Below are 23,726 nucleotides of genomic sequence, written 5' to 3' on the forward strand. Positions count from 1 at the left end.
TGATCCCGTACCGTCATTGCCAGATTGCGCGAGGTGTCCAATGACCATGTCTGCTTCAAATGAAACGCTCTATGCTGACCGCATTGTTGCAGGTCAAAGCTTGGTCACACTGCTATTGCATTACGCTCATCAACCATCGGTTGTCGTATTGGCACTCCCGCGTGGGGGTGTCCCCGTGGCGTATGAAGTGGCCACTGCGCTGAACGTTCGACTCGACGTGATGCTGGTTCGCAAACTGGGTGTGCCGTCACATGAGGAGTACGCAATGGGCGCGATTGCCAGTGGCGGAGTGAAAATCCTTAATGAAGGTGCGCTGCATGCCTATGAGGTTGGTGCCAGTCAGCTTCAAGAGGTGTTGGACCGTGAGGCTGGGGAGTTGCAGCGCCGTGAGCAGGTCTATCGAGTGGGACGGGCGCCGTTGCAGCTCAAGGACCAGACCGTGATCCTGATCGATGACGGAATGGCCACCGGTGCCACCATGATGGCCGCCGTTCATGCGGTACGGACTTATTCACCTGCGCGCATCGTCGTAGCAGTGCCTGTGGCTGCACTCGAACCTCTTGAGGTGCTCCGCGGGGAGGTCAACGAAGTCATCTGTCCGATGGTGCCGCAATGGCTGATATCCGTGGGTTACTGGTACCAGAATTTCCCTCAAGTCTCCGATCAGGATGTCATTGCGCTGCTCAAGCGCGCATGGATGAGAGAGGCCCAGGCAACTCTTTGAAGGTGTCCATCCGACCGGCTCTCGACTTCGATATCATCGTGCACAGCCTCTTGGCAAAGAGGCTTGCCCGCATGTTCATACGCCAAACGGGTAAAGCTCATTTTCTGGCTCCATATGCTGGGATTCAGGAAGGGGCAGGGCGGTTACCGACCGCGTCTGTTCAAACCAGATCATTGCGTCGAACTGATCCGCCAACACCGACTCAAAGTAGTGGCTCATGCGTTCGGTGTCGGGGCGGTAGATGACCCCGATGGCGCGGGCGAGCAGCGGGATGCAAAGGCTCTCACGCAGCGCGTTTCGGCCCGGGTTGCGCCAGTCGGTAAGAGATGCGGCGACGCCGGCTTTGAGAAATTGGTGTTCCCAGCTGTCTGGTCGGGACGCAAGAACGTCTTTGATCTGCATTTCGCCATCCCAGTCATCGGCGGCGGCGACTTGACCGCGGTCTGTCGCCATGCCAATGAGCACGACATCCCTGCCAAAGGCTTGGCGGGCCAGTTGACCTATATTGAACTGCCCCTTCCATCCCATCTCGGTTGCACCCGCGTTGCCGATATGGGAATTGTGAGCCCAGACCACAGCCCTGGCGTCGGATCCGCGGTGTTCCAATAGTGCACGCAGTGTGTCGAACATGTGCCTGTCACGCAGATTCCACGAGGTCGTGGACCCTCGGTAGATCGCTCGGTAGTACTGCTCAGCGGCCATCACCACCCGCGCATTTTGCGTCGCATTGAAGAGCACTTCGTCGTTCTGAACGAGTCCCGTCAGTTGCTCTGCCAGCATGACATTGAGCTGCTCGACGACGCCTTCTTCACAGGGCATTACCCCGTCACGCTCGACGAAATGGCCATACAGCGAAGGGTCATCCTGCCACGGTGTCAGACAGCCATAGCGGCGTCTCGCTTCGCCGGCCTGCTTCGCGTCGACACGATCAAGATAGCTCAGCACCTCATGTATGGAATTGCGTAAGCTGTAGACATCCAACCCGCGGAATTCGACGCGAAGGCTGGGCTGCAGTGAGTGATTGTAGTCATGCAGCCAGTGGGTAAATGCCTTCACTTCACTGTTACGCCACATCCAGGTCGGGAACCGGCTGAAGATGTGGCGCTTCCAAGCCGAGTGCGCTAGATCTCGGACGTATTGATCGACGTGGCCGGCGTCCGGCCAGTCCGCCTCTGCAGCGACGATATTGAACCCGTGCCGTTCAATCAGCCGTCGCGTGATCGCAGCGCGGGCGAGATAGAAATCGCGAGTGCCGTGGGTCGCCTCGCCAATCATTACAACCCGCGAGTCGGCATAGCGGTCGAACAACTGGCCGAATTCAGGTGTGTCTATCTCCGGCAGCGGTTCAGCGTATTGGCGTAGCAAAGGTGGCAGATGAGCTACGTCGATGGACGGTTGCTTGCCATGGAGTGTTTCCAGCCATTGATGGGAGGTCATGTTCATGAACGTTATCCCCTTGAGGTGGGTCGTTCTCAGCAGCGTTACGCGCTATGCCGGGTGCTCCGGCACGGGGCCGATCGGTTCGCGGCACATTGATTGACCCCATGCCTCATGGGGACTGCTGACTTATTCCACTGCGACTTCGTGGGTGATTGGTTGAGGTTTGTCAATAAACCAGACCATTCAGGGGTAGAGGATTCTTCAGGCTTATCGAGAAGAGCTCATCCATGGCGCAGCTACACGGTGTTTTATACCCAAAGTATTCTGGCAACGATGTCATTGCGGTTCACTTCGACGAGATGGCTGACCTGCTGGCGCTTCAGGGTGCCAATCCCTTCAGAATTCGCGCGTATCGTAATGCAGCAAGTACCGTGCGAAGGACGAACATCGATTTGGCGCAGGTTATCGCCTGCGGAAAACCGCTGCCCAAATTGCAGGGTGTTGGTGATGATCTGGCCAGCAAGATCAGGGAAATCGTCACCACCGGAGACTGCGCTCTCCGTCAACGCTTGCGTGCCACGGTGCCGTCGGGGATGGTCGAATTGTTATCCATCGCAGGTCTTGGCCCTAAGCGAGTCGGCCGCCTTTATCAGGAACTGGGCGTCGAGAACATTCAGCAGTTGTGCCAAGCCGCTCAACAGGGCCGCATTCGCCAGTTGACCGGTTTTGGCCGGAAGATAGAGGCACAATTGTTGAATTCAGCGCTGAGGGGACTCAATAAGCATCGGCGCTTTCCGCTGGCTGACGTCGCTCCGCTGGCTCAGGGGTTGATTCGAGAAATTGCCCGCATTCCGGGCGTCGAGCAAGCCACTGTCGCAGGAAGTCTGCGACGCATGCGCGACACGGTTGGCGACATCGATATCCTGGTGGCTGCTGGGCCGGAGGTAGGTGTCATCGCACGGTTCATTCAGCTTGAGACGGTATCCACTGTACTGACGAAGGGGCATACCCGGGCAAGTGTTTTGCTCAGATCGGGCTTGCAGGTTGATCTGCGCGTCATCAACCCGGACGTTTACGGGGCCGCGCTCGTGTATTTCACCGGCAGCAAGTTGCACAATATTGCGCTCAGGAAAATGGCGCACAAAGCCGGTCTTAAACTCAGTGAGTACGGCCTGTTCGGGGCCCACGAAACCTTCACGTGCCGTGGCGAAGCCGACGTTTATCGAGCGCTGAAGTTGCCCTGGATTGCGCCCGAATTACGAGAGGACCGGGGTGAAATACAGGCCGCGCTGGCTGGCCAATTACCCAGGCTGGTCGAACGGGGTGACCTCAAAGGTGACCTGCACGTCCATACGCTGGACTCGGATGGTCTTAACAGTATCGAAGAAATGGCGTTGGCCGCGCGAAAATCGGGGTTGGAGTATCTTGCGATCACGGACCATTTCCATTCGCTTCAGATGGCCCACGGTCTGAGCCGTGAGCGTCTGCTCCAACAGATCGATCAGATAGATGCCCTTAACGCGCGTATGGGCGGAGTCACACTGCTCAAAGGCATTGAGGTCGATATTCTCGAGGACGGTAGTCTGGGCCTGCCTGATGATGTCCTGAGTCGCCTGGATGTGGTGATAGGAGCCGTTCACACCCATTTCAACCTGTCACGGAGCAAACAGACGGCGCGCTATTTGAAGGCTATTGAACATCCTTATTTCTCTATCCTTGCACACCCGCTTTGCCGGCTCATCAACAAGCGCGAGCCGGTAGACCTGGATCTGGACGCAGTTATCAGGGCCGCTGCTGCTCGTGGCTGTAGTCTTGAACTCAATGCACAACCTGAGCGGATGGATCTTTTTGATATCCATTGCCAGCACGCAAAAAGTGAAGGTGTACTCATCAGCGTCAGCTCCGATGCACGTGGTGTGGCTGATTTCTCCAATTTGTACTTTGGAGTGGCCCAAGCCCGAAGGGGCTGGCTGCGAGGCCAGGACGTACTCAACACACGTCCCGTCTGCGCCATCAAGTCTCTTCAGTGCGGAGTATGACCAATATCAAGTTTTGAGCTGCACATCAGCGCAAACTGATCATTCCCAAGCAGAGAATGCGAAGGCAAGGAGGTCAGTATGAGCCTGATGAAGGCCGCTGTGTTCGTTGAAAAAAATCGCATTGTCCTAGAAGACAAACCCATTCCTGACGTCGGACCGCTCGACGCCCTTGTACGCATTACCACGACAACACTGTGCGGCACCGATCTGCATATCCTCAAGGGCGAGTACCCGGTCGTGCCTGGGCTGATCGTCGGTCATGAACCTGTCGGGGTGATCGAGCGTCTGGGCAGTCAGGTCAAAGGCTTCGCAGAAGGGCAACGTGTGATCGCAGGGGCCATTACACCCAGCGGACACAGTTACGCCTGTCTCTGCGGTTGCGGGGCGCAGGATGGTCCAGCAACGCGACACGGCTTCAAGGCGGCGGGGGGCTGGAAGCTCGGCAACACGATCGATGGATGCCAGGCCGAATACGTGCGGATTCCAGATGCCATGGCCAATCTTTGTGCCATACCGGACACGTTGAGCGATGAGCAAGTGCTGATGTGTCCGGACATCATGTCTACGGGTTTTTCCGGTGCCGAGCGCGGTGAAATTGCCATTGGCGATACGGTGGCGGTCTTCGCCTTAGGTCCTATCGGGCTATGTGCAGTCGCGGGTGCGCGGTTGAGAGGGGCGTCGCGCATCATCGGCATCGACACCGTCACCGAGCGTCTCAAAGTGGCGCGAAAAATGGGCGCGACCGATGTGATCGATTTCAAGACCGCAGATGTGGTCGAGCAGGTGTTGGCACTGACCGATGGTCGGGGCGTCGATGTGTCGATTGAAGCGTTGGGTACGCAGACCACGTTCCAGTGGGCGCTGCAGACACTGCGGCCAGGCGGACGGCTGTCTAGCCTGGGCGTATATTCCCAGGATCTGAATATTCCCCTCGGCGGGTTTGCTGCGGGGCTGGGGGATTACAGCATCGTCAGCACCCTCTGCCCCGGTGGCAAGGAGCGTATGCGCCGTCTGATGACTGTTGTCGCAGCGGGCTCCGTCGACCTGGCCCCTCTGGTTACCCACCGTTTCAAACTCGATCAGATCGAAGCAGCGTATGAGCTCTTCGCCCACCAGCGGGACGGGGTGATCAAGGTGGCTATTTCGCCTTGAACGATCAGGCGCCCGTCCTGCGGATAAGGGCAGGGCTGACGCCATTCGCGTTCACAGGCTTTGGTTTCGATGAGTTTCCACTGCTGTCTCGTGAAGGGCGACTTGGCCCGCTTTGTGAGAAGGCTTATGGCGCTCCAGCGTTCAATCTGCACAAGCGGTTCACTGAGCAACGTGGCTCAAGCGTGTTGTATCAGTTCCCCCAATACCGCAAGACAGTGCAGGCATTGGAGAAACGGACATCGATCAGACAGACCTGCGAACCAGCGAGATCCTGACTTCACCAAGGAGCATGATCATGAGCCAGTATCAACGATTGTTGTTGGTCATTAACCCAGATTTGCGCCATTCCCCGGCGATCCTACATGCTGCGGCGCTGGCCAGGGTATGCGCTGCAACTCTGCACATCACAGCCTTTGCATTACGCTCGAGCATGCTGGCGTTGCTTGAAAAGGAGGAGCGGGAAAAACTCCTCAAGACCTATCTTGAGGACCATCAGCGCTGGCTCGACATCCAGGTGAAGCGCCTGCTTGATCGTGGTCTATCGGTCACCGCTGAGCTCATCTGTGCCGAAGACCTGCCGCACGATTTGCTTGATTACGTGAAAGAGCAAAATCCCGATCTCCTGATCAAGGACGTCGAGTATGAATCCATGCTCAAGCGGGCCTTTTTCACCCCGCTGGATTGGCGTCTGCTGCGCCACAGTTCCGTCCCTGTGTATCTGCTGGGTGGCTGGGAACATGCTTTGCCGCGCAAAATCGTGGCTGCGGTAGATATTTCCAGTGCCACCTCAACCGATGAGGAGCTGAATGATCGCATCATTCGACACGCCTTGAGCCTGGCGGTGCAATGCGCCGCCGATTTGCACCTGTTGTATGCATGCGAGCGCTTCGTGGGGTATCTGGCTGATGTCTATGCCTTAGGTTTTGGTGATCTGATGGGGGCGTTGCACAGGGCTGAGGAACGAGCGCTCCGCGATCTGGGCGACCGCCATGGCATCGCTGCGGATCATGTGCATTTTGTGGCCGGCCCCGCTGTTTCCGTATTGAGCCAGTTCGCCGTACAGCGTGAGGTCGACATGGTCGTGATGGGGCGCGTCCGGCCCAAGGGACTTGAAAAGTGGCTGGGCAGCACGACCGAGCATGTCTTGTACCAAGTGTCCTGTGACGTGGTCGCGGTTTGACAGTACGCCTTTTGGGACAGTCGATATTCGCGGGTGAATCGGTAGGTCCCATCGTGCCGGAGATCTGCTGATCTGCCGCATTGGCTGGGGACTGTGCAGGTCGAGCGCTGCCTGTATTCTGCGGTGAACCTCGCGCTGACGTTATTCTCTGATCCATATCAAGCGTGCCAAGTCGAGCTTGGAAACAATATATCCAGTGCCTCGGCGCGGCGAGTGCTGAGGATCATCCCGTCAGGAGGTGCGAGATGGCCGAGATCGAACGCTTGTTACTCATTGCTCCACCACGGATGAACCGCACGCCAGCCTTCGACCGCGCAGCTGCGTTGGCAAAAGTCAAATCGGCTTCTCTTCATATAGTGGCGTTCGACTACGTCGAAGGCGTCGCTAAAGCTGCGCTCGCCAACGATGAGGCGATCCATGTCATGCGCGAGGGTTACATGGACAGGCATCGTCACTGGCTGGAGATGCAAGCCGATGGCATCAGACACCTGGGGGTGCAAGTCACGACAGAAGTGGTCTGGGTGGCTAAGCCATTCGACGAGATACTCGCGCATGTCCGAGGTATCAATCCGACCTTGGTGATCAAAGATCTGCACCACGAGTCGTGGCTGTCACGCGCCTTCTTTACCTCGTTGGACAGACGATTGCTGCATGATTGCCCGGTCGCGGTGCATTTGGTCGCCAGCGTGCGGCATGGCATTCCACGCAAGATTCTGGCCGCCGTGGACCTGTTTCGGGTCGACGATCATTTCGCACACCTGAACGATCAGATCATCATCACAGCTCTGCGCCTTGCCGAGCAGTGCGATGCTCAGTTGCACCTGCTGCATGCCTACGATTTGTCCTATATCCACTCCCTCGATGGAGGTTCCGGATATCGGAACGCGGTCATGGATGAGTTATATGAGAACCAGCAACGGGCGTTTAGCTTTTTCGCCGACCTTTTCGGCGTACCGGCAGAGTGCAGGCACCTTGTCACCGGAAATCCTGTGCAGGTGATCGAGTCGTTCATGAACGACCACGACATCGACGTCGTCGTTATGGGCACCGCACACCGTGATTGGATGAACCGATTACTGGGCAGTACCACTGCACACCTGGTCAACCATTTACCCAGCAGCCTGCTCACCGTTATCCCGCGAGCTGACGAAACGCCACGCGCGCAGGTATGAGCCGGCTGGAGCCGAACATCGAGCAGAAACATTCGGAGGCTTCGTATGTACGCCATGTTGCTGCGCGCCCCTGGGACCCCGCTGGTGTACACCCGATTGCCTGACCGGCTGCCCGGCAATGATCAGGTTTTGATCGAAGTGGGTGCTTGCGGCGTTTGCCGAACGGATTTGCACGTCGTTGATGGCGAACTTGCGCATCCCCATCTGCCGCTGATTCCAGGGCATGAAATTGTTGGGCGCATCACAGCGCTGGGTAGAGGCGCCAATGGGTTGGCTCTCGGCCAGCGCGTCGGCGTGCCCTGGCTGGGACTGACATGTGGCGCGTGTGCCTATTGTCTGAGCGGGCACGAGAATCTGTGCGACCGTCCGGGCTTCACCGGTTACACCCTCGATGGGGGATTTGCCACGGCGGTCGTTGCCCATCAGCGCTATGTCTTCCCTCTCGGAGAGCGCGGCTCGGACGAGTCCCTTGCGCCACTGCTGTGCGCGGGGCTGATCGGCTGGCGAGCGCTGAGCATGGCAGGCCACGGCAGACGCCTGGGGTTGTATGGCTTCGGCGCCGCGGCTCACATCATCATTCAAGTGGCGATCGCGCAGGGAAGGGAGGTCTTCGCCTTTACCCGCCCAGGTGACGTGGCGGCGTGCACGTTCGCCCGACAATTGGGGGCGATCTGGGCAGGCGGTTCGGATGAACACGGGCCGGAGCCGCTGGATGCGGCGATCATCTTCGCGCCTGTCGGCGCATTGGTTCCCGTGGCGCTGAGGGCTGTGCGCAAAGGTGGGCGGGTGGTATGCGCAGGCATACACATGAGCGACATTCCAGCCTTTGCCTATCGCTTGCTGTGGGAGGAGCGTTCGCTGCTGTCGGTCGCGAATCTCACCCGAGAAGACGGCGTGACGTTCTTGCAGTATGCCGCATCGATGGACATTGCCACTCACACCCGACCCTATCCCTTGCAGCAGGCTAACCAGGCCCTCGACGATCTACGCAATGGCAATCTGCAGGGCGCTGCGGTGCTGATTCCTTAACCGGAGGAACACCTGTGAGTCGTGCCGGCAACATGCACAGTAGGTCATTTCTTCCAATACTTCTGCATTTCGATGAAAAGGAAGGAGGCCGTCCAAGTGATCAGCACGAGGCCGGTCAAGGCTTCCAGTCCCGTCAAAAACTTCAGCGGGCCGATGGGAGTTATGTCGCCAAAACCGATGGTCGTGAAGGTGGTGAAAGAAAAGTACACCGAGTCCAGAAAGCTGCCGTCATGGTTGCCCGTCAGCTTGCCCATGCTGTCGGAAGCGTTCATCAGGTAATAGCCCAATGCGAATATCCACACTTCGATGGCATGGGCCACCAGGGCGCCCAATACACCGAACACCACTCTGAATCGGTGCCAGATGTTTAGCGCCGGCATCAACAGGTTCAATCGCAGCAGGCACTCGTAGTGAACGAAGACGGCGCTGGTGATGATCAAAAAGTTGATGAAGGTGGCGAAGATCATGACATGTTCTCCCGGACCTCATCAGTCTGCGATGGGGCGAGGCCACAAACGTTGACGCAGATCATCCGGCCGACTGCCTGCCTTGCATGGGGAAATTATGATCTGCATCAATTCCACGCCCGAGCCAATCTCCACACTGATCATGAATGCGCCGCCGACGGCTTTGCACGGCGGTGTCAGGTTCTAACCTACGTCTGAGGTTGCCATGAACGAGTCGCCCCGTTTGTTGCTAATCGCGTCATCCCGCATGGAGCGCACTGCTGCCTTCGAACGGGCAGTCGCGTTGGCTCGCGCTGGTGGCATGAGCCTGCAGATCGTTGCGCTGGACTACATACGGCTGCTGGAGCTGTTGGGACTGTTTAGCCAGGACACCGTCCCCACCTTGCGTGACGGTTATCTGCAGACCCATCGGCGCTGGCTGGAGCAAGAGGCAGCCTTCGAGCGCGAGCAGGGCCTGGACTGCAGCGTGGAAGTGATCTGGAGTCATCCCACCTATCAGGAAATCATTGACTGCGTCAGGAGACTGCAGCCGGCCATGCTGATCAAGGATGTGCACCATGAGTCGACGTTGAAACGGCTGTTCTCAACGCCCCTGGACTGGCACCTGATCCGCGATTGCAAGTGTCCGCTGCAGTTCGTGAGCCCTGGCCCGCATCGCTTGCCTCTGAAAATCCTTGCCGCGGTCAACCTGTATCGCAGCGAGGACATTGATTTGCGTCTGAACGATCAGATCTTGAGCGCCGCGAGTTCCCTTGCTGCGATGTGCCAGGCCAGTCTGCACGTGATTTATGTCTATGACTGGGCGACCATTTACGCTGCGGGCATGCCTTGGCTGGGCTCGATGCCGATCGAAACCGGTTTTCGCGAAGCGCTGGCGGACGCCCACGAGGAATCGTTCAATCTGCTGTGCGACGGCCATGGGATAGACAGCCGCCACCGGCATTTCATCTCTGGCACGCCATTGAGTGTGGTGGACGGCTTCGCCCGCCAGGACGGTTTCGATTTGTTGGTCATGGGTACTCTCGGCCGCCACGACCGCGTGCGCAGCATGGGCGACACCGCTGAGGTGCTGCTGGGACATGCACCCTGCAGCATGTTGATTGTCAAGTCTCCGGAAAGTCCTGCCAGCATCAACCTCGTTTAGCGTCCCGCGCACACCCGTTGACCATAGCACGCAGTTTCTCAATATCGAGGATCTCTACCGCTCTGCCGGAAACTCTGACAACGCCCTTGTCGCGCAAATAGGCGATGGCTCTGCAGATAGTCTCCAGACGTAAACCAAGATAGGAGCCGATGTCCTCGCGGGTCATGCGTAGTACAAAGGCCGTCGGAGAATAACCACGCGTAAACATGCGCGTGGAGAGATTAAGCAAGAACGCAGCAAGTCGCTCCTCGGCGTTGAGATTGCCCATGAGCAACAACATTTCATGGTCGCGAACAATCTCGCGGCTCAGGATACGGTTAAGGTTATGTTGTAAAGAAGGAAGTTCGCGGGCGAGCTTCTCAAGTTGATTGAATTGAATCGGACATACTTCGCTGTCCTCCAGTGCGATTGCATCGCACACATGCACGTTGTCACTGATACCGTCGACACCCAACAACTCTCCGCCCATATAAAAGCCGGTGAGCTGTTCACGACCGTCTTCCGACGAAAGCGTGGTTTTAAAGAAGCCGAAACGCACGGCGTACAAGGCGCGCAGGGGGTCTCCAGCATGAAACAACGCCGCCCCCTTTCGGACGCGAACTCGCTGCGGAACGATTTTGGACAAGCGTTCGCTGTCTTCGCTGGTCATGCCCACTGATAAGCAAAGCTCTCGGACGCCACAACTCGAGCAGGTGGTTTTCGATAGGGGTCGTAGAGCAGACATCACTCGTCCTCCTGGGTATTGGATCAGAAATCCAGCATAGGACCGGTCCTTCTTACCGTAAAGATAAGGTGCAGTTTTTACGGATAGGTGGTGGCTGCAGCAAGTGAAAAGGGAGGATACGGCGCGGAACTGTATACCACGTCATCAACTTAGATCCGTTTGAAGTGCGGTGTACGCACGTTTGGATATCTAGGCTGCTCGCTTCGTTCGGTCAACTGCGCTGATTATTCTCCGCAGTCGGATGTTCCCCACCTGAAAAGCCAAATTGTTAATTCAGTGTTACACCGTCACGGTTTGATTTAAGTCAAACAGCCTGCTCGGGCTCGGATAATAGTATGGCCTGCCTTGAAAAATCGCCGGGACGATAACAGTCCAGGCTTAACCCGAGTGGGGAGGTACTTCCATGTCCGCTGCTGAACGTCTCATGCTGATTGCTCCGTCATCCAGTCGTAAAACGTCTGCATTCGACCGTGCCGCTGCCTTGGCGCAGGCGATGGATGTGCCACTGCACATCGTCGCATTTGGTCAGTCCGATGGACTGGCCACTGCCAGTCTGGTCAACGAAAGCGTGCTCGCTCTGTTGCGGCAAGCTTGGCTGGACCGACAACATCAATGGCTTGAAAACGAGGCGAGATCGATTCGTGCTTCGGGTGTCACCGTCACAACGGAGTTCGTCTGGGCCAACCAACTCCTGAACGAAATCCTCACCCATATCCGCGAGTTGAACCCTTCCATGGTAATAAAAGACCTGGAGCATCAGTCCTGGCTCACGCGCGCAATATTCACGTCGCTCGACCTCCGGTTGCTTGCCGATTGTCCGACACCGTTGCACCTCGTGGCGGAAGTGACCCATCCGAAACCGCAAAAAATTCTGGCAGCGGTCGATCCATTTCGTCCCCATGAACAATTCGATGACATCAATGGCGCGATCATCCGTGCTGCTGAACAACTGGCGGCCCAGTGCGAGGCCGAATTACACATGCTCTATGCCTACGATCTCTCGTACGCATTCGCCTCTCAAGGTTACAAAGGGTTTTCGTCGAGCCTGGCCGAGACGTTGTACGCGGAACAAGAACAGGCAATGGAACAACTGGCGCAACGATTCGGCGTGCCTTGGGAGCGCAGGCACCTCATGACGGGCCGCCCGGCGCGCTGCATAGAAGACTTCGCCCAGGCCGAAGGTATTGATGTCGTTGTGATGGGGACCGTGCATCGCGATGACGTCACCCGATTGCTCGGCAGCACGACCGAGCAAGTGGCGGCGCACATGCGCTGCAGCGTGCTGACGGTCAATCCTCGCCAGCAGGGCGCCTGACCAACACAGATATTACGCGCTGCCTACAGGAGGCGGCGCGTAGGGTCCGGGCCTCAGTGCAGTTTCAGGCGGTAAACCACCTGGGTCGCGTCAAGGGGGTCCTTGTGGCATTCGAATCCCAGACAGTCGGCCAGCCGACGCATGTGTGCATTGGCAGCTGAATCTATCGAGATCATGCACTCGAAGCCATTGGCTTTGGCCGCGTCGATCAAGTGGTCCATCAAGCGTTTCCCGAGTCCTTTGTTTTGCCAACGGTCTGCGACCACCACTGCCGATTCACAAGTGCGGTCACCGGGTGCGGCGGCATAACGGGCCACGCCGATCTCCTGTAACTGACCGCCTTCCATGAACAGCGCGATGTACGCCATACGTTGGTGATAATCGACGTCCATCAATTGATTCAACATCGAATCGCTGGGCTCTTTGATCGTGCCCAGAAACCGGAAATGCCGAGATTCGGGAGACAGGCCCTTGATGAAGGCGAACTCTCGGTCCCGATCTTTCGCCTCAAGCGGCCTGATCAACACGTGACTGCCGTCGTTCAACGGGTCGATCCAATGCCGACTGTTGATGTCGGTTGTGCCAACTTGCTCGGCGGCGGATTTGGCGGACGTTGCGCTCATGATGAAGCCCTCACGGTCGGGAGAAACACAGACTCGCTGATTGTCTGTTTACCCCTTCCCCGAGGGCGATTTCTGATCCAGATCAATACCTTCACGGTTTCGCACTGCAGACTGACCACTGGTTGGCTCGTCTGCACAAGCGTGATCGATCCGGGCCGCTCAGGAGCCGGACATTAGAGCGGGAGCGTGGAATGTCGCAAACGTCGAGGCGTGCACTGCTGGTCTTGAATGCCGGATCCTCGGGGTTCAAGTTTTCGCTATACCCCATCACGGTCAGTCGCTGGTCCGGTCCTCAGTGTTTGGGAAACGGCACCTTCACGCGCAAACGGGACCACGATCATCTGACCTTCGGCGCTCCAGACAGTGAGCTGCGGCAAGTAGCGGTATGGCCTGTCGATGATGCGTCATCGTCCCACGCCGACCTGTCGCGGCTCATGTCATGGATCGAGGCTCAACATGGCTGGGACATAGTGGCTGCGGTCCATCGAGTCGTGCACGGCGGCGACCGCCAGGACACTGCATTGCGTATCGATCCCGAAGTCATGGCGGATCTGCGAGCACTGACGCCGCTCGCACCCTTGCATCAAGCGCAATGCCTGGCGCCGGTTGCCTGGTTGAGCGAAAGGCATCCGGACCTAGCGCAATACGCCTGTTTCGATACGGCTTTTCATCACACCCTAGACCCTCTGGAGAGATCGTTCGGGCTGCCGCAGTCGTTCACCAACCAGGGTTTGCGTCGCTACGGATTTCACGGTCTGTCCTACGAATACATTGCCAGTGTGTTGCCGCAATACGACCCTCGGGCTGCCGCTGGGCGCACGATCGTTGCGCATCTAGGCAGCGGCGCCAGTCTGTGCGGCATGATCAACCGAGTCAGCCGGGCCACGACCATGGGCTTCTCGACCCTCGACGGCGCGCTGATGGCGACGCGTCCTGGTCGCATTGATCCCGGAATCTTGCTGTATCTGATGCGCGAAAAAGGTATGAGCGTCGCCGCGCTCGAACGACTGCTCTATGACCGGTGCGGGTTGTTGGGAGTGTCGGGCGGAATCTCCGGTGACGTACGGGAGCTGCTTGCCAGCGAGGCTTGCGAGGCGAGAGCGGCCATTGATTTATTTATCCGCAGCGTGGTGCGCGAGATCGGCATGCTGGCTGCGGTCCTCGGTGGCGTCGACGCTTTGGTGTTCACAGGCGGGGTAGGTGAGCATGCCACCCAGGTCCGGCAGGGGATTCTGGAGGGATGTCGATGGCTGGGCTTGCAACCGGACCGGGGGGAGCGCAGGGGCCCCAGTCGCCCATCCTCTCAGGCCAATGGCGTCAACGCCTGGGTTATTGCCACTGACGAAAATCTGGTCATGGCTCGCCATGCGCTTAAGCTCATCAGCCACCCGGCCTGAAGTGTGCGCGAGATGGTGGACAGCGCGATCGGTACCGCGTCGCTCTATTTACGGAGGTCTCATGTATCGTTTCAACCCTCAGCTGTCCACGGTCGATGTTTCAGCGAATGTCCCTTCGCCTCAGGCCGAGCCTTGCACGGGCGGCCCGCTGTCGGCGCAGCTTCTGGCTGGCATGCACCGCTACTGGAGTGCTGCGAACTATTTATGCGTCGGGCAGATTTTCTTATGCGCCAATCCACTGTTGCGTCGGCCTCTGCGGGCGGACGACATCAAACCACGTCTGCTCGGCCACTGGGGCACTTCAGTGGGCCAGACGTTCATCTACGTCCATCTGAACCGTTTGATCAGCGAGCGAAGGGTTTCGACACTGTTCATTTCTGGCCCGGGACATGGTGGCCCGGCGATGAACGCCTGTGCCTGGCTCGAGGGCACGTACAGCGAGATGCATCCGCACGTTACGGCAGACGAAGCTGGCCTGCTCAGGTTGTTTCGCAGTTTCTCGACGCCGGGCGGCGTACCCAGCCACTGCGGGCCACACACGCCCAACTCGTTGCATGAAGGCGGCGAATTGGGCTATTCGCTTGTACACGCTTTCGGTGCCGCGTTCGACAATCCCGAGCTGCTGGTGGCTTGCGTCATCGGCGATGGCGAGTCGGAAACAGCGCCGCTTGAGGGCAGTTGGAAGAGTATTCATTTCCTCGATCCCCGTCGCGACGGCGCAGTGCTGCCGATTCTTCACCTCAATGGCTACAAGATTTCCGGCCCGACGGTGGAGGCTCGGTGTTCGGATGAAGACCTCGTAAGTCTGTATCGTGGGCGCGGCTATCTGCCGATCATCGTGGCAGGGGACGACTTGCCGGGAATGCACCAGCGTTTTGCTTTGGCGCTGAACACCAGTTATGACCGCATTGTGCAAATACAGCGCCAGGCGAGGGAGCAGGGGGGCGAGGTGCGGCCTCGCTGGCCGATGATCATCTTGCGCAGCCCCAAGGGCTGGACGGGGCCGAAGATAGTCGATGGACTGCCGGTGGAGGGCACGTTCCGGGCACATCAGGTACCTCTGGCCAACGTTACCGGTAACCCTCGACACTTGCAGCAGTTAGACGACTGGCTGCGCAGTTACGAGCCGCAAACCTTGTTCGATGCCGACGGCCGTTTGTGTGCCGACCTGCAAGCGCTGAATCCGCCAGGCGCGTTGCGCATGGGCGCAACGCCTTATGTGAACGGCGGTCGTCGCCTGACAGCGCTCGACCTTCCCGATCTCGCGAATTACGGACTGCAGGTGCCAGCGCCTGGGCAGGTTATGGCTGAGGCACCGCGCAAACTGGGTGAATACCTGCGGGACGTAATGCGTTACAACCCGGACAATTTTAGGGTGTTCGGCCCGGATGAAACCAACTCCAATCGCCTCAACGCCGTGTTTGCTGCCAGCGATCGGACCGCTCCAGGCCCCTGCCTTGAAGTCGACGATCACCTGGCGCCCGACGGCAGGGTAATGGAAGTCCTCAGCGAGCACCTTTGCGAAGGGTGGCTGGAAGGGTATCTGCTGACCGGGCGGCATGGCATGTGGTCAACCTATGAAGCCTTCGCCCAAACGGTGGACTCGATGGTGACCCAACACGCCAAGTGGCTGCAGCAAAGCCAGGCGTTCGCCTGGCGACGTCCGCTGGCGTCTTTGAACATTCTTCTGACCAGTCACGCCTGGCGTAACGACCATAATGGCTTCAGCCATCAATCCACCGGGTTTGTCGATAACGTGCTGCAGCGGCGCGCTGACGTGGTTCGGGTGTATTACCCGCCGGATTCAAACTGCCTGGTCAACGTATTCGAGCACTGCCTGCGCAGCCGCAATTACGTCAATGTCGTGACATGCGGCAAGCAGCCGGACTTCCAATGGCTCAGCCCTGAAGCGGCCCGTGAGCATTGCTCCCGAGGCGCCTCGATCTGGTCATTCGCGAGCAACGACCACGATGACCGACCCGATATCGTACTGGCGTGCGCAGGCGACGTGCCTACGACCGAGATCGTCGCTGCAAGCTGGCTGTTGCAGAAGTACGTGCCCCAGATACGCGTACGTCTGGTGAATGTGGTTGATCTTGGCGTACTCAGCACACCTGAAGCGCGCCCCCATGGTTTCGATCAGCCGTCGTTCGAGGCGTTGTTTACCGCTGACGCCCCGGTCATGTTTGCCTTTCATGGCTCCACTTGGGTGATTCATTCCATGGTTCACGGCAGGGCCAACGAGGCGCGCTTTCACGTCCGCGGCTTCAGCGACCGAGGCACCACCACAACGCCTTTCGATATGGTGGTGCTTAACAACATGAGCCGCTATCAACTGGCCCTGGATGCCTTGTCCCATGTGCCCCGGCTGAGGGAGCAAAGCGTTGATGCAGTCGATCTTTTTCGCAGCCAATTGACTCGTCATCACGAATGGATTCGCGAGCACTTCACAGACCTGCCCGAAATACGCCATTGGCAGTGGACGGTGGACTTCAGCGAGTGCCTGCAAGGGGCATCGATGGCGCATGAGCATGCACACAGGCAACCTTTTACCGATGACTGAGGCCGTTTATGTCCTTTTCAACGGGGTCAGTCCGACAAAGCGCGGCATCGCGCTTTCCGAAGGATGTAAGTGGGCGGCAGGCATCGCCGCCCTGGCCTTCGCTGGATGTCGAGCAAGTTGCCGAGTCTTTGAAAACCGACCAGCTCAAGGGATTGAGCGCGGAAGAGGCCGGACGGCGACTGAGCACCATAGGATTCAATAGTCTGCCGGTCGCGCGCGGGCGTTCGATCCTGCTGACGCTGCTTGACCAGTTCAAAAGTGTCATCGTCCTGCTGCTATCCGTCGCCGCAGGTTTGGCCTACGGGATGGGGGAAGGCGCCGAGGCCGTTATGATCATGGCAGTCGTCGCTCTGAATGCAGCGATCGGTTTTTTTACCGAATGGAAAGCCGAGCAGAGTGTGATCAGTCTCCAGTCTCAGGAACCCGCCGTTTGTGACGTGATTCGCGATGGCATCCAGCAAGGCATTTCTGCCCATCTGCTGGTGCCCGGCGACCTGCTTGTGTTGAGCGCGGGCAACAAGATCGCTGCTGACGGTCGGATAGTCCAATCTCGCGATCTGCAGGTCAACGAATCTGCGCTGACTGGCGAATCGGTAGCGGTCATGAAAACGGCCGAATCGATGCCTCAACCTTGTCCTCCGATGGCTGAGGCTCAGAATATGGCGTTCATGGGCACGGTCGTTGTCAGTGGGCGCGGCCTGATGCTCGCGACCTCGACGGGCAAGCGAAGCCGGATGGGCGACATCGGAACGATGGTCGCGCAGGTCCACAAACAGCCCAGCCCGATGACGAAAAAGCTCGAACAGTTGGGTAACGTGCTCACGGTGCTCGTTGTCGTGTTATGCGTGATCATGGTCATCGCGGGGTTATTCAAAGGCCTGCCGCTGATTGACATGCTTCAAGTGGCAATCTCGTTGGCGATCGCGGCCGTTCCGGAGGGCCTGCTTGCCGTCTCAACCATGACGCTGGCCTTGGGCATGCTGCGCATGGCGAGAAGCGGGGCGATCATACGCCACCTCAGTGCAGTGGAGACGTTAGGGTCGACGACGATCATATGCACCGACAAAACCGGAACGCTGACGCGAAACGAAATGACAGTCGAGACTCTGATCGTCGGCGAGCGCTGCTGGAAAATTACCGGAGCTGGCTACGACAGTGAAGGCACATTTTACAGTGAGGGGGTTGTGCAAGACGTCCGCCGGGACTTGGCCGTCCTTGACTTGCTCCGTTCGGCTGCGTTGTGCAATGACGCCATGGTCGATCATCGCGATGGCCGGAATGTCATCCGTGGCGATCCCATGGAAGCGGCACTGCTGGTGCTGGCGGAAAAAGGCGGCTTCGAGGTGAAGGCCCTCCAGTCGGAGTACCCACGGTGGGCCGAGTCGCCGTTTTCCACGGCCTCAAAATCCATGAAAACCGTGCACCGCTCCAACGACGGTCAGGTCCTCGAATGTGCCAAAGGCGCTCCGAGCGTGATGCTTGATCTGTGTGGGCTGGAATCAGGGCCGCAAGGACCACGCTCTCTCACGGCCGCGAGACGACAATGGTGGGCGCACGCCAACGAGACACTTGCCGAACAGGGGCTTCGGGTGCTAGCGGTCGCGCATCGGATAGCTTCTGGCGGGAAGCAGGCGAGCGCTGAAGCGGGAGCCGATTCCGACCAATGGGTGTTTCTGGGACTGGCCGGACTAGTCGACCCATTACGGGATGAGGCCCGCCCGGCGATAGCCCGCTGCCGGGAAGCGGGTATCGAAGTGGTCATGATCACAGGAGATCAGGTCGTCACGGCTCAGGCGATCGCTCAACAGGTTGGGCTTGGCGACGAGGAACAGTGCCGTGTTTGCCACAGTCGCAGTCTGGACGCCCCTGGTCGAGGGCTCATTGCAGATCAAGTCAGAGCGGTCCACGTCTTCGCTCGTGCCGAGCCCAGGCACAAACTGCAGATCGTCAAGGCTCTCCAGTCAGCAGGGCAGATCGTCGCCATGACCGGCGACGGGGTGAACGACGCGCCGGCGTTAAGACAGGCCGATATCGGCATTGCCATGGGCCTGTGTGGAACTGACGTCGCTCGACAAGCTGCGGACATGATTATCACCGACGATAACTTCGCGACGATCGTCCTGGCAGTCGAGCAGGGCAGGATGCTTTACGCCAATATCCTGCGGTTCGTCCACTATCTGCTCTCTTGCAATCTGGCCGAGCTGCTGACTGTGTTCATCGCGATCATGGCGGGCTGGCCATTGCCGTTGTTGCCGTTGCAAGTGCTGTGGCTAAACATCGTCACGGACGTCTTTCCAGCGCTCGCGCTCGCGCTGGAAACATCGGCCCCTGGTGTCATGAAGCGCAAGCCGATCGCTCCAGGTCGGGCCTTGATCAGCCGTCGCCTGATGCTGACGATCGGTTGGCAGGGCGTGCTCTTGGCGGCATGCACGTTGGCAGCGTTTGCGTTTACGCTTTATGGCCTTCCAGGAACGGCGCACGACATTCCGCGGGCGGTGACGGTGGCTTTCATGACGCTTGGGCTGGTTCAGATTCTGCACGCCTTCAGTGCCCGATCGGTCCGGCGTCCTGTATTGACAGATCGGCTTTTCACAAACGTCTGGTTATGGGCAGCAGTAGCGGGGTGCCTGTCGCTTCAGCTTATGGCGGTCTACGTACCGCTACTGGAAGCGGTGCTGGGGACAGTCTGTCTGGGTGTGGCAGATTGGTTGGTGATCTTGGGTTGCGCCTTCGTGCCAGCGGTGTTTATCGAATGCATGAAGTGGCTCGACAGAGATTGCCGAGGTATGGGTCTGGAGTCTCCCCCTTTGGACTGATTGGCGTGGCGTACGATCAAGCCCGACTTTGCGGATACTCGGCTGTACTCCATGCCCTGCTTTCCACCGTAGTACCAACCCTCTCCCATGCCAATCAGCGCCGTCTAGATGGAGCGTTGGTTCACCCTGGCCGATAAAGCTTCCGCGCTTTCTTTCCGTTCAGAGTAGCGGTCGATCAGATAGTCCTCTCGGCCACGAACCAGCAGCGTGAACTTGATCAGTTCTTCCATCACATCGACTACACGGTCGTAGTACGGCGAAGGCTTCATTCGGTCTGCCTCATCGAATTCCAGATACGCTTTGGGCACCGACGACTGGTTCGGGATGGTCAACATGCGCATCCACCGACCCAGAATACGCATCTGATTCACGGTGTTGAAGGACTGCGAGCCGCCGCACACCTGCATCACCGCGAGCGTTTTGCCTTGGGTAGGCCGCACGGCGCCCATGGTTAACGGAATCCAGTCGATCTGCGCTTTGAACACCGCGGACATCGCGCCGTGGCGCTCCGGGGAGCACCACACCTGACCCTCAGACCACAGCACCAGATCGCGCAGCTCCTTCACTTTAGGGTGATCGACCGGCGCGTCATCCGGCAACGGCAGTCCGGACGGATCGAAGATCACCGTCTCCGCACCCATGTGTTGGAGAAGGCGTGCCGCCTCCTGCGTCAGCAATCTGCTGAACGACCGATCTCGGGTCGATCCATAGAGAAGAAGGATTCGTGGCTTGACGGTCGACGCATCTGGCAGGCCCAGCTTATCGGTGCTGGGGAAATCCATCAGCGACAGATCAAGGGCTGGAAAGGTGTCGGCAGAATCCCTATCAAACTCGCTCATCACAGTGCTCCGATCCGATCCAGGGCCTGCTTCAAATCCGCACCTTGAAGCGTTTTCAGATCCAAAGTGAAGAACGCGGAGAATCGCCTCTTGATGTGTTCAACCGTCGCATCGAATGCGGCCTGACTATCTTCATCAGTGCCGTTTACCTCGGACGGGTCGGACAGCCCCCAATGACTTTTGATTGCTGGGCCGAAATACACCGGACAAGGCTCGCCGGCGGCTTTATCGCACACAGTGATGACGACATCAGGGGGTGTGTCTGCGAAGGCTTGCGAGCCTTTGCTGTACAGGCCGGACGTGTCGATTCCCAGTCCTTGCAGAGTGCTCACCGCACGCGGATTGAGTTTGCCGCTTGGGAAGCTGCCCGAACTGATGGCTGTGAATCCGTCCGGGGCTACATGATTGAATAGCCCCTCGGACAAGACGCTGCGGCAGCTATTGGCCGTACACATGAACAAGATTTTCATAAACTGATTCCTACGCGCTGATGCTTAAACCCAAGGCAAGTACTGCCACTGTCGCAAGAATGGAAAGGTGAGTCCGCGGCCGACCGGGCAAGCGTGACCAGAAATATTGAAACTGCCAGCAGCATGTCAGTTCTCCATAAACACTCAGCAGCAGGCAACCTGGCGTACCGGGCGGCCTTCCATGGAAGCGAGGCGACCTCGGTCATCGCCTAACCACGAACGGTTAGCCTCATACGTCGTTTGGAGTACATGCACTGCCCATTGAGGCAGTTCTGGATGGAGGCGGTAATAGATCCACTGCCCCTGACGGCGATCCTCCAGCAGCCCGCAGGTTCGCAACTGTGCAAGGTGTCGGGAGACTTTTGGTTGGTGATCGTCGAGAGCGCAGATCAGCTCGCAGACACATAGCTCCCCCTCGGCAGCGAGCATGAGCATGATCCGGGCACGGGTTTCATCACCGAGACATTTGAAGAAGGTGTGGGGCTGGAAGGGCATGGCCAATCAACATATTCGGTTACTCGTATATGCGAATCTACAGATTTATTATGTTCGTAGGAAGACCTACGGGTTCTGATAGTGCCTCCTACGAGGCGATTGTCCGATTCGATGGCGGGCCCTCGATGCTCTTCCAGACATTCTGGATCGCTAGCCCACCCACACTATTGCGCCCCGACGGAAACCGCGAGGATGGCAACCAATCCTGTAGGTACTCTGTTTTCCAGTCGAACTGCACCGCTGAGGCGTACTGCGACTGTCTTCACGATGGCAAGACCGAGCCCGACCCCGTGGTCGTTACCTTTGCTGTAGAAGCGCTCGAAAAGCCGTTCACGATCAGACTCACTGATGCCGGGCCCTTGATCCGCGACGCTCAATTCAAAACCGTCGTTTTTAAACGTCAGGACGACATTGATTTGGCCGCCTTTTGGCGAGAAATTCACTGCATTCGTAATAAGGTTCTGCAGCGCGATATCGATCGCCGCGAAGTCAGTGTTCAGCGGATGCGTCTGCTCGTCGCACTCGAAGGACAGTTCCACCCCCCGGCTCAAGACCCAGGGTGTGAGCTGCGCAAGGCTTTCGCGTACGGAGGCCACAAGATCTCCCTGCTGCGCCTTGACCGGATTGGTACCCGGTTCGAGCCGGGCAATCGTCAACAGTTGATTGACTAACCGTGTCGTTCGATCAACACCCACGACAAGGTAGTTCAGTGACTCCCTTCGTTCCTCGTCGTTTTGCGCCTCCAGTACGTTTTGAGCATGTACCCGGAGCACCGCAAGCGGCGTGCGCATCTCGTGGGCCGCATCGGCGATGAAACGCCGCTCGCGGCTCAACAGTTCCTGAATCTGTCCGAGTAACCGATTCAGGGCCGCCTGCATCGGTTCGAGCTCGCTGGGTAACGGCGCAAGCTGCAGAGGCTCCAGTGATCCAGGATGACGACCACGTAACGTAGCGGCCAATCCGGCCAATGGCTTCAACCCCCAGCCAATGGCGAACCAGATGGCGGCCATCAACAGCAGGCTGCCGACCAGGTTGGGCAAGACGGTATGGCGGACGATCCGGTTGACCAGATCGGAGCGCACGTCATCGCGCTCGCCCACCCAGATCAGCAGGTCATGCGACTCGTCCTTGAGCACAAAAGTGCGCCACTGATGTTTGCCCAGATCATTGATGTCGCTGAACCCGGTGTAGGTCGGCGCACGCGTCAGGGTTGGCGCGCTGGGGGTGTGCACCAGCAGGTTGCCTTGGAGATCCCACACCTGAAAGGCGATCTTGCTTTCGTAAGGATGGCCATTGACCTTGGGGTCTGCCTGGCTCAAGGCCTGGTTGAACGCCTGATACAGTTGGGCGTGCTCCTGACGCGCCAGTGGCATGCGCATCACCCCTTGCAATAGCCGGGCGTTGGTGGCGAGTTGCGCGTCGTAGACCTCGGCGATCTCGTGGTTGCTGTCATGGACATTGGTCAGCGTCAGGATCGTCAGCCCGCTGAGTACCAGGCCAATGATGAGCGTCAGGGTACGGCGACGTATCGAGGTCAAAGGCGATCCTCCACCAGATAGCCGACCCCTCTGACGGTGCGAATCAGTTCACTGGAAAACTTCTTGCGCAGATGATGAATGTGCACCTCCAGGGTGTTGCTGTCCGCTTCTTCGTTCCAACCGTAAAGCAACTGGGTCAGGCGCTCGCGAGTCATTACTCGGCCGGGAGGGGACAGCAGCTCATGCAATAGCTGGTACTCCTTAGGGGTGAGAGAGACGGGCGCTGCGTGATAGCTCACTTGCTGCGTCGCAGGGTCGAGACGGATGCCGGCGTGCTCGATCGCCACCTGCGCGCGCCCGGCACTGCGTCGCAGCAGAGCGCGCAGCCGCGCCTTGAGTTCATTGAGGTCGAAGGGCTTGATCAAGTAATCGTCAGCACCTGCGTCAAGGCCGGCAATGCGATCTTCGGTGGCATCCCGCGCGGTGAGAATCAACACAGGCAGAGCAGAACCGCTCTCTCGCAGGCGCCGTAGCACCGACAGCCCATCGAGCCTGGGCAGCCCCAAGTCAAGTATCGCCAGATCGAACCCTTCGCTGAGCAGCGCATGCAGCGCGCTGCTGCCGTCTTTCACCCAATCGACGGTATAACCCTCTCGACTCAACGCCTGATGTATTCCTTCACCCAGCGCAACATCATCTTCGATCAACAGCAGACGCAT

The 23,726-nt window shown here is 58.4% G+C and carries 20 protein-coding genes; 11 read left to right on the forward strand and 9 right to left on the reverse strand.

Annotated features, from left to right (window positions below):
- The first annotated feature begins 40 nt into the window (after nucleotides 1-40).
- A complete protein-coding gene (locus DBP26_RS22015) occupies nucleotides 41-724 on the forward strand; it encodes a phosphoribosyltransferase family protein (protein WP_108239637.1) in 684 nt (227 codons plus the stop codon).
- A 75-nt stretch (nucleotides 725-799) separates the two neighbouring features.
- Here the strand turns inward: DBP26_RS22015 and DBP26_RS22020 are convergent, their stop codons facing one another.
- Complete coding sequence (locus DBP26_RS22020; RefSeq protein ID WP_108239638.1) at nucleotides 800-2,167, reverse strand: erythromycin esterase family protein; 1,368 nt, start codon at nucleotides 2,165-2,167, stop codon at nucleotides 800-802.
- Between the two features lie 224 nt (nucleotides 2,168-2,391).
- Between DBP26_RS22020 and polX the strand changes: the two genes are divergently transcribed.
- The 5 genes from polX to DBP26_RS22045 all read left to right on the forward strand — a co-directional run bounded on the left by polX (nucleotide 2,392) and on the right by DBP26_RS22045 (nucleotide 8,676).
- On the forward strand, nucleotides 2,392-4,143 hold the full coding sequence (gene polX, locus DBP26_RS22025) for a DNA polymerase/3'-5' exonuclease PolX (RefSeq protein WP_108239639.1): 1,752 nt from the start codon (nucleotides 2,392-2,394) through the stop codon (nucleotides 4,141-4,143).
- Nucleotides 4,144-4,221: 78 nt separating this feature from the next.
- On the forward strand, nucleotides 4,222-5,295 hold the full coding sequence (locus tag DBP26_RS22030; protein ID WP_108239640.1) for an NAD(P)-dependent alcohol dehydrogenase: 1,074 nt from the start codon (nucleotides 4,222-4,224) through the stop codon (nucleotides 5,293-5,295).
- A gap of 295 nt (nucleotides 5,296-5,590) precedes the next feature.
- Nucleotides 5,591-6,475 (forward strand): universal stress protein, encoded by an 885-nt coding sequence (locus DBP26_RS22035; protein ID WP_108239641.1) that lies wholly within the window; start codon nucleotides 5,591-5,593, stop codon nucleotides 6,473-6,475.
- Between the two features lie 245 nt (nucleotides 6,476-6,720).
- Nucleotides 6,721-7,647, forward strand: coding sequence for a universal stress protein (locus tag DBP26_RS22040; RefSeq protein WP_108239642.1), 927 nt, complete (start codon nucleotides 6,721-6,723; stop codon nucleotides 7,645-7,647).
- 45 nt (nucleotides 7,648-7,692) lie between these two features.
- The gene (locus tag DBP26_RS22045; RefSeq protein ID WP_108239643.1) at nucleotides 7,693-8,676 is read left to right on the forward strand and encodes a zinc-dependent alcohol dehydrogenase family protein; all 984 of its coding nucleotides are present in this window, start codon (nucleotides 7,693-7,695) and stop codon (nucleotides 8,674-8,676) included.
- 44 nt (nucleotides 8,677-8,720) lie between these two features.
- On the opposite strand, the gene DBP26_RS22050 is transcribed toward DBP26_RS22045, so the two are convergent.
- On the reverse strand, nucleotides 8,721-9,143 hold the full coding sequence (locus tag DBP26_RS22050) for a potassium channel family protein (RefSeq protein WP_108239644.1): 423 nt from the start codon (nucleotides 9,141-9,143) through the stop codon (nucleotides 8,721-8,723).
- Nucleotides 9,144-9,348: 205 nt separating this feature from the next.
- Between DBP26_RS22050 and DBP26_RS22055 the strand changes: the two genes are divergently transcribed.
- Nucleotides 9,349-10,287 (forward strand): universal stress protein, encoded by a 939-nt coding sequence (locus DBP26_RS22055; RefSeq protein ID WP_108239645.1) that lies wholly within the window; start codon nucleotides 9,349-9,351, stop codon nucleotides 10,285-10,287.
- Here the strand turns inward: DBP26_RS22055 and DBP26_RS22060 are convergent.
- Nucleotides 10,274-11,011 (reverse strand): helix-turn-helix domain-containing protein, encoded by a 738-nt coding sequence (locus tag DBP26_RS22060; RefSeq protein WP_108239646.1) that lies wholly within the window; start codon nucleotides 11,009-11,011, stop codon nucleotides 10,274-10,276. The two genes, DBP26_RS22055 and DBP26_RS22060, sit on opposite strands and share 14 nt — an antisense overlap.
- A 403-nt stretch (nucleotides 11,012-11,414) precedes the next feature.
- Between DBP26_RS22060 and DBP26_RS22065 the strand changes: the two genes are divergently transcribed.
- Complete coding sequence (locus DBP26_RS22065; protein ID WP_256600847.1) at nucleotides 11,415-12,326, forward strand: universal stress protein; 912 nt, start codon at nucleotides 11,415-11,417, stop codon at nucleotides 12,324-12,326.
- A gap of 53 nt (nucleotides 12,327-12,379) precedes the next feature.
- Here DBP26_RS22065 and DBP26_RS22070 read toward each other — a convergent pair whose 3' ends face one another.
- Complete coding sequence (locus DBP26_RS22070) at nucleotides 12,380-12,949, reverse strand: GNAT family N-acetyltransferase (protein ID WP_108239647.1); 570 nt, start codon at nucleotides 12,947-12,949, stop codon at nucleotides 12,380-12,382.
- 191 nt (nucleotides 12,950-13,140) lie between these two features.
- Between DBP26_RS22070 and DBP26_RS22075 the strand changes: the two genes are divergently transcribed.
- The 3 genes from DBP26_RS22075 to DBP26_RS22085 all read left to right on the forward strand — a co-directional run bounded on the left by DBP26_RS22075 (nucleotide 13,141) and on the right by DBP26_RS22085 (nucleotide 19,725).
- Nucleotides 13,141-14,346 (forward strand): propionate kinase, encoded by a 1,206-nt coding sequence (locus tag DBP26_RS22075; RefSeq protein ID WP_108239648.1) that lies wholly within the window; start codon nucleotides 13,141-13,143, stop codon nucleotides 14,344-14,346.
- 61 nt (nucleotides 14,347-14,407) lie between these two features.
- On the forward strand, nucleotides 14,408-16,909 hold the full coding sequence (locus tag DBP26_RS22080) for a phosphoketolase family protein (protein WP_108239649.1): 2,502 nt from the start codon (nucleotides 14,408-14,410) through the stop codon (nucleotides 16,907-16,909).
- Nucleotides 16,910-16,917: 8 nt separating this feature from the next.
- Entirely contained in the window at nucleotides 16,918-19,725 is a 2,808-nt protein-coding gene (locus DBP26_RS22085; protein WP_108239650.1) for a cation-transporting P-type ATPase, read from the forward strand.
- Nucleotides 19,726-19,829: 104 nt separating this feature from the next.
- Here the strand turns inward: DBP26_RS22085 and arsH are convergent, their stop codons facing one another.
- The 5 genes from arsH to DBP26_RS22110 all read right to left on the reverse strand — a co-directional run bounded on the left by arsH (nucleotide 19,830) and on the right by DBP26_RS22110 (nucleotide 23,726).
- Nucleotides 19,830-20,564: an arsenical resistance protein ArsH gene (gene arsH / locus DBP26_RS22090; RefSeq protein ID WP_108239651.1), complete on the reverse strand. Its 735-nt coding sequence runs from the start codon at nucleotides 20,562-20,564 to the stop codon at nucleotides 19,830-19,832.
- Complete coding sequence (locus DBP26_RS22095; protein WP_108239652.1) at nucleotides 20,564-21,034, reverse strand: arsenate reductase ArsC; 471 nt, start codon at nucleotides 21,032-21,034, stop codon at nucleotides 20,564-20,566. The genes arsH and DBP26_RS22095 overlap by 1 nt, the downstream gene beginning before the upstream one ends.
- Nucleotides 21,035-21,178: 144 nt before the next feature.
- Nucleotides 21,179-21,529, reverse strand: coding sequence for a metalloregulator ArsR/SmtB family transcription factor (locus DBP26_RS22100; RefSeq protein ID WP_108239653.1), 351 nt, complete (start codon nucleotides 21,527-21,529; stop codon nucleotides 21,179-21,181).
- 164 nt (nucleotides 21,530-21,693) lie between these two features.
- Nucleotides 21,694-23,067 carry an ATP-binding protein gene (locus tag DBP26_RS22105; protein ID WP_108239654.1) on the reverse strand — a complete coding sequence of 458 codons (1,374 nt, stop codon included), beginning with the start codon at nucleotides 23,065-23,067 and terminating at the stop codon, nucleotides 21,694-21,696.
- The gene (locus tag DBP26_RS22110) at nucleotides 23,064-23,726 is read right to left on the reverse strand and encodes a response regulator (protein ID WP_108239655.1); all 663 of its coding nucleotides are present in this window, start codon (nucleotides 23,724-23,726) and stop codon (nucleotides 23,064-23,066) included. Before DBP26_RS22110 ends, DBP26_RS22105 begins: the two co-directional genes overlap by 4 nt.

The organism is Pseudomonas sp. RIT409, assembly GCF_003052515.2.
GTDB lineage: Bacteria > Pseudomonadota > Gammaproteobacteria > Pseudomonadales > Pseudomonadaceae > Aquipseudomonas.

Excerpts from the sequence above, each read along its gene's own strand:
- arsH (WP_108239651.1), bottom strand. The coding sequence starts at position 20,564 with ATGAGCGAGTTTGATAGGGATTCTGCCGACACCTTTCCAGCCCTTGAT.
- DBP26_RS22015 (WP_108239637.1), top strand. The coding sequence starts at position 41 with ATGACCATGTCTGCTTCAAATGAAACGCTCTATGCTGACCGCATTGTT.
- DBP26_RS22065 (WP_256600847.1), top strand. The coding sequence starts at position 11,415 with ATGTCCGCTGCTGAACGTCTCATGCTGATTGCTCCGTCATCCAGTCGT.
- DBP26_RS22100 (WP_108239653.1), bottom strand. The coding sequence starts at position 21,529 with ATGCCCTTCCAGCCCCACACCTTCTTCAAATGTCTCGGTGATGAAACC.
- DBP26_RS22045 (WP_108239643.1), top strand. The coding sequence starts at position 7,693 with ATGTACGCCATGTTGCTGCGCGCCCCTGGGACCCCGCTGGTGTACACC.
- DBP26_RS22080 (WP_108239649.1), top strand. The coding sequence starts at position 14,408 with ATGTATCGTTTCAACCCTCAGCTGTCCACGGTCGATGTTTCAGCGAAT.
- DBP26_RS22060 (WP_108239646.1), bottom strand. The coding sequence starts at position 11,011 with ATGTCTGCTCTACGACCCCTATCGAAAACCACCTGCTCGAGTTGTGGC.
- DBP26_RS22020 (WP_108239638.1), bottom strand. The coding sequence starts at position 2,167 with ATGAACATGACCTCCCATCAATGGCTGGAAACACTCCATGGCAAGCAA.
- DBP26_RS22030 (WP_108239640.1), top strand. The coding sequence starts at position 4,222 with ATGAGCCTGATGAAGGCCGCTGTGTTCGTTGAAAAAAATCGCATTGTC.
- DBP26_RS22075 (WP_108239648.1), top strand. The coding sequence starts at position 13,141 with ATGTCGCAAACGTCGAGGCGTGCACTGCTGGTCTTGAATGCCGGATCC.
- DBP26_RS22055 (WP_108239645.1), top strand. The coding sequence starts at position 9,349 with ATGAACGAGTCGCCCCGTTTGTTGCTAATCGCGTCATCCCGCATGGAG.
- DBP26_RS22070 (WP_108239647.1), bottom strand. The coding sequence starts at position 12,949 with ATGAGCGCAACGTCCGCCAAATCCGCCGCCGAGCAAGTTGGCACAACC.
- polX (WP_108239639.1), top strand. The coding sequence starts at position 2,392 with ATGGCGCAGCTACACGGTGTTTTATACCCAAAGTATTCTGGCAACGAT.
- DBP26_RS22050 (WP_108239644.1), bottom strand. The coding sequence starts at position 9,143 with ATGATCTTCGCCACCTTCATCAACTTTTTGATCATCACCAGCGCCGTC.
- DBP26_RS22095 (WP_108239652.1), bottom strand. The coding sequence starts at position 21,034 with ATGAAAATCTTGTTCATGTGTACGGCCAATAGCTGCCGCAGCGTCTTG.
- DBP26_RS22035 (WP_108239641.1), top strand. The coding sequence starts at position 5,591 with ATGAGCCAGTATCAACGATTGTTGTTGGTCATTAACCCAGATTTGCGC.
- DBP26_RS22110 (WP_108239655.1), bottom strand. The coding sequence starts at position 23,726 with ATGCGTCTGCTGTTGATCGAAGATGATGTTGCGCTGGGTGAAGGAATA.
- DBP26_RS22085 (WP_108239650.1), top strand. The coding sequence starts at position 16,918 with ATGTCCTTTTCAACGGGGTCAGTCCGACAAAGCGCGGCATCGCGCTTT.
- DBP26_RS22040 (WP_108239642.1), top strand. The coding sequence starts at position 6,721 with ATGGCCGAGATCGAACGCTTGTTACTCATTGCTCCACCACGGATGAAC.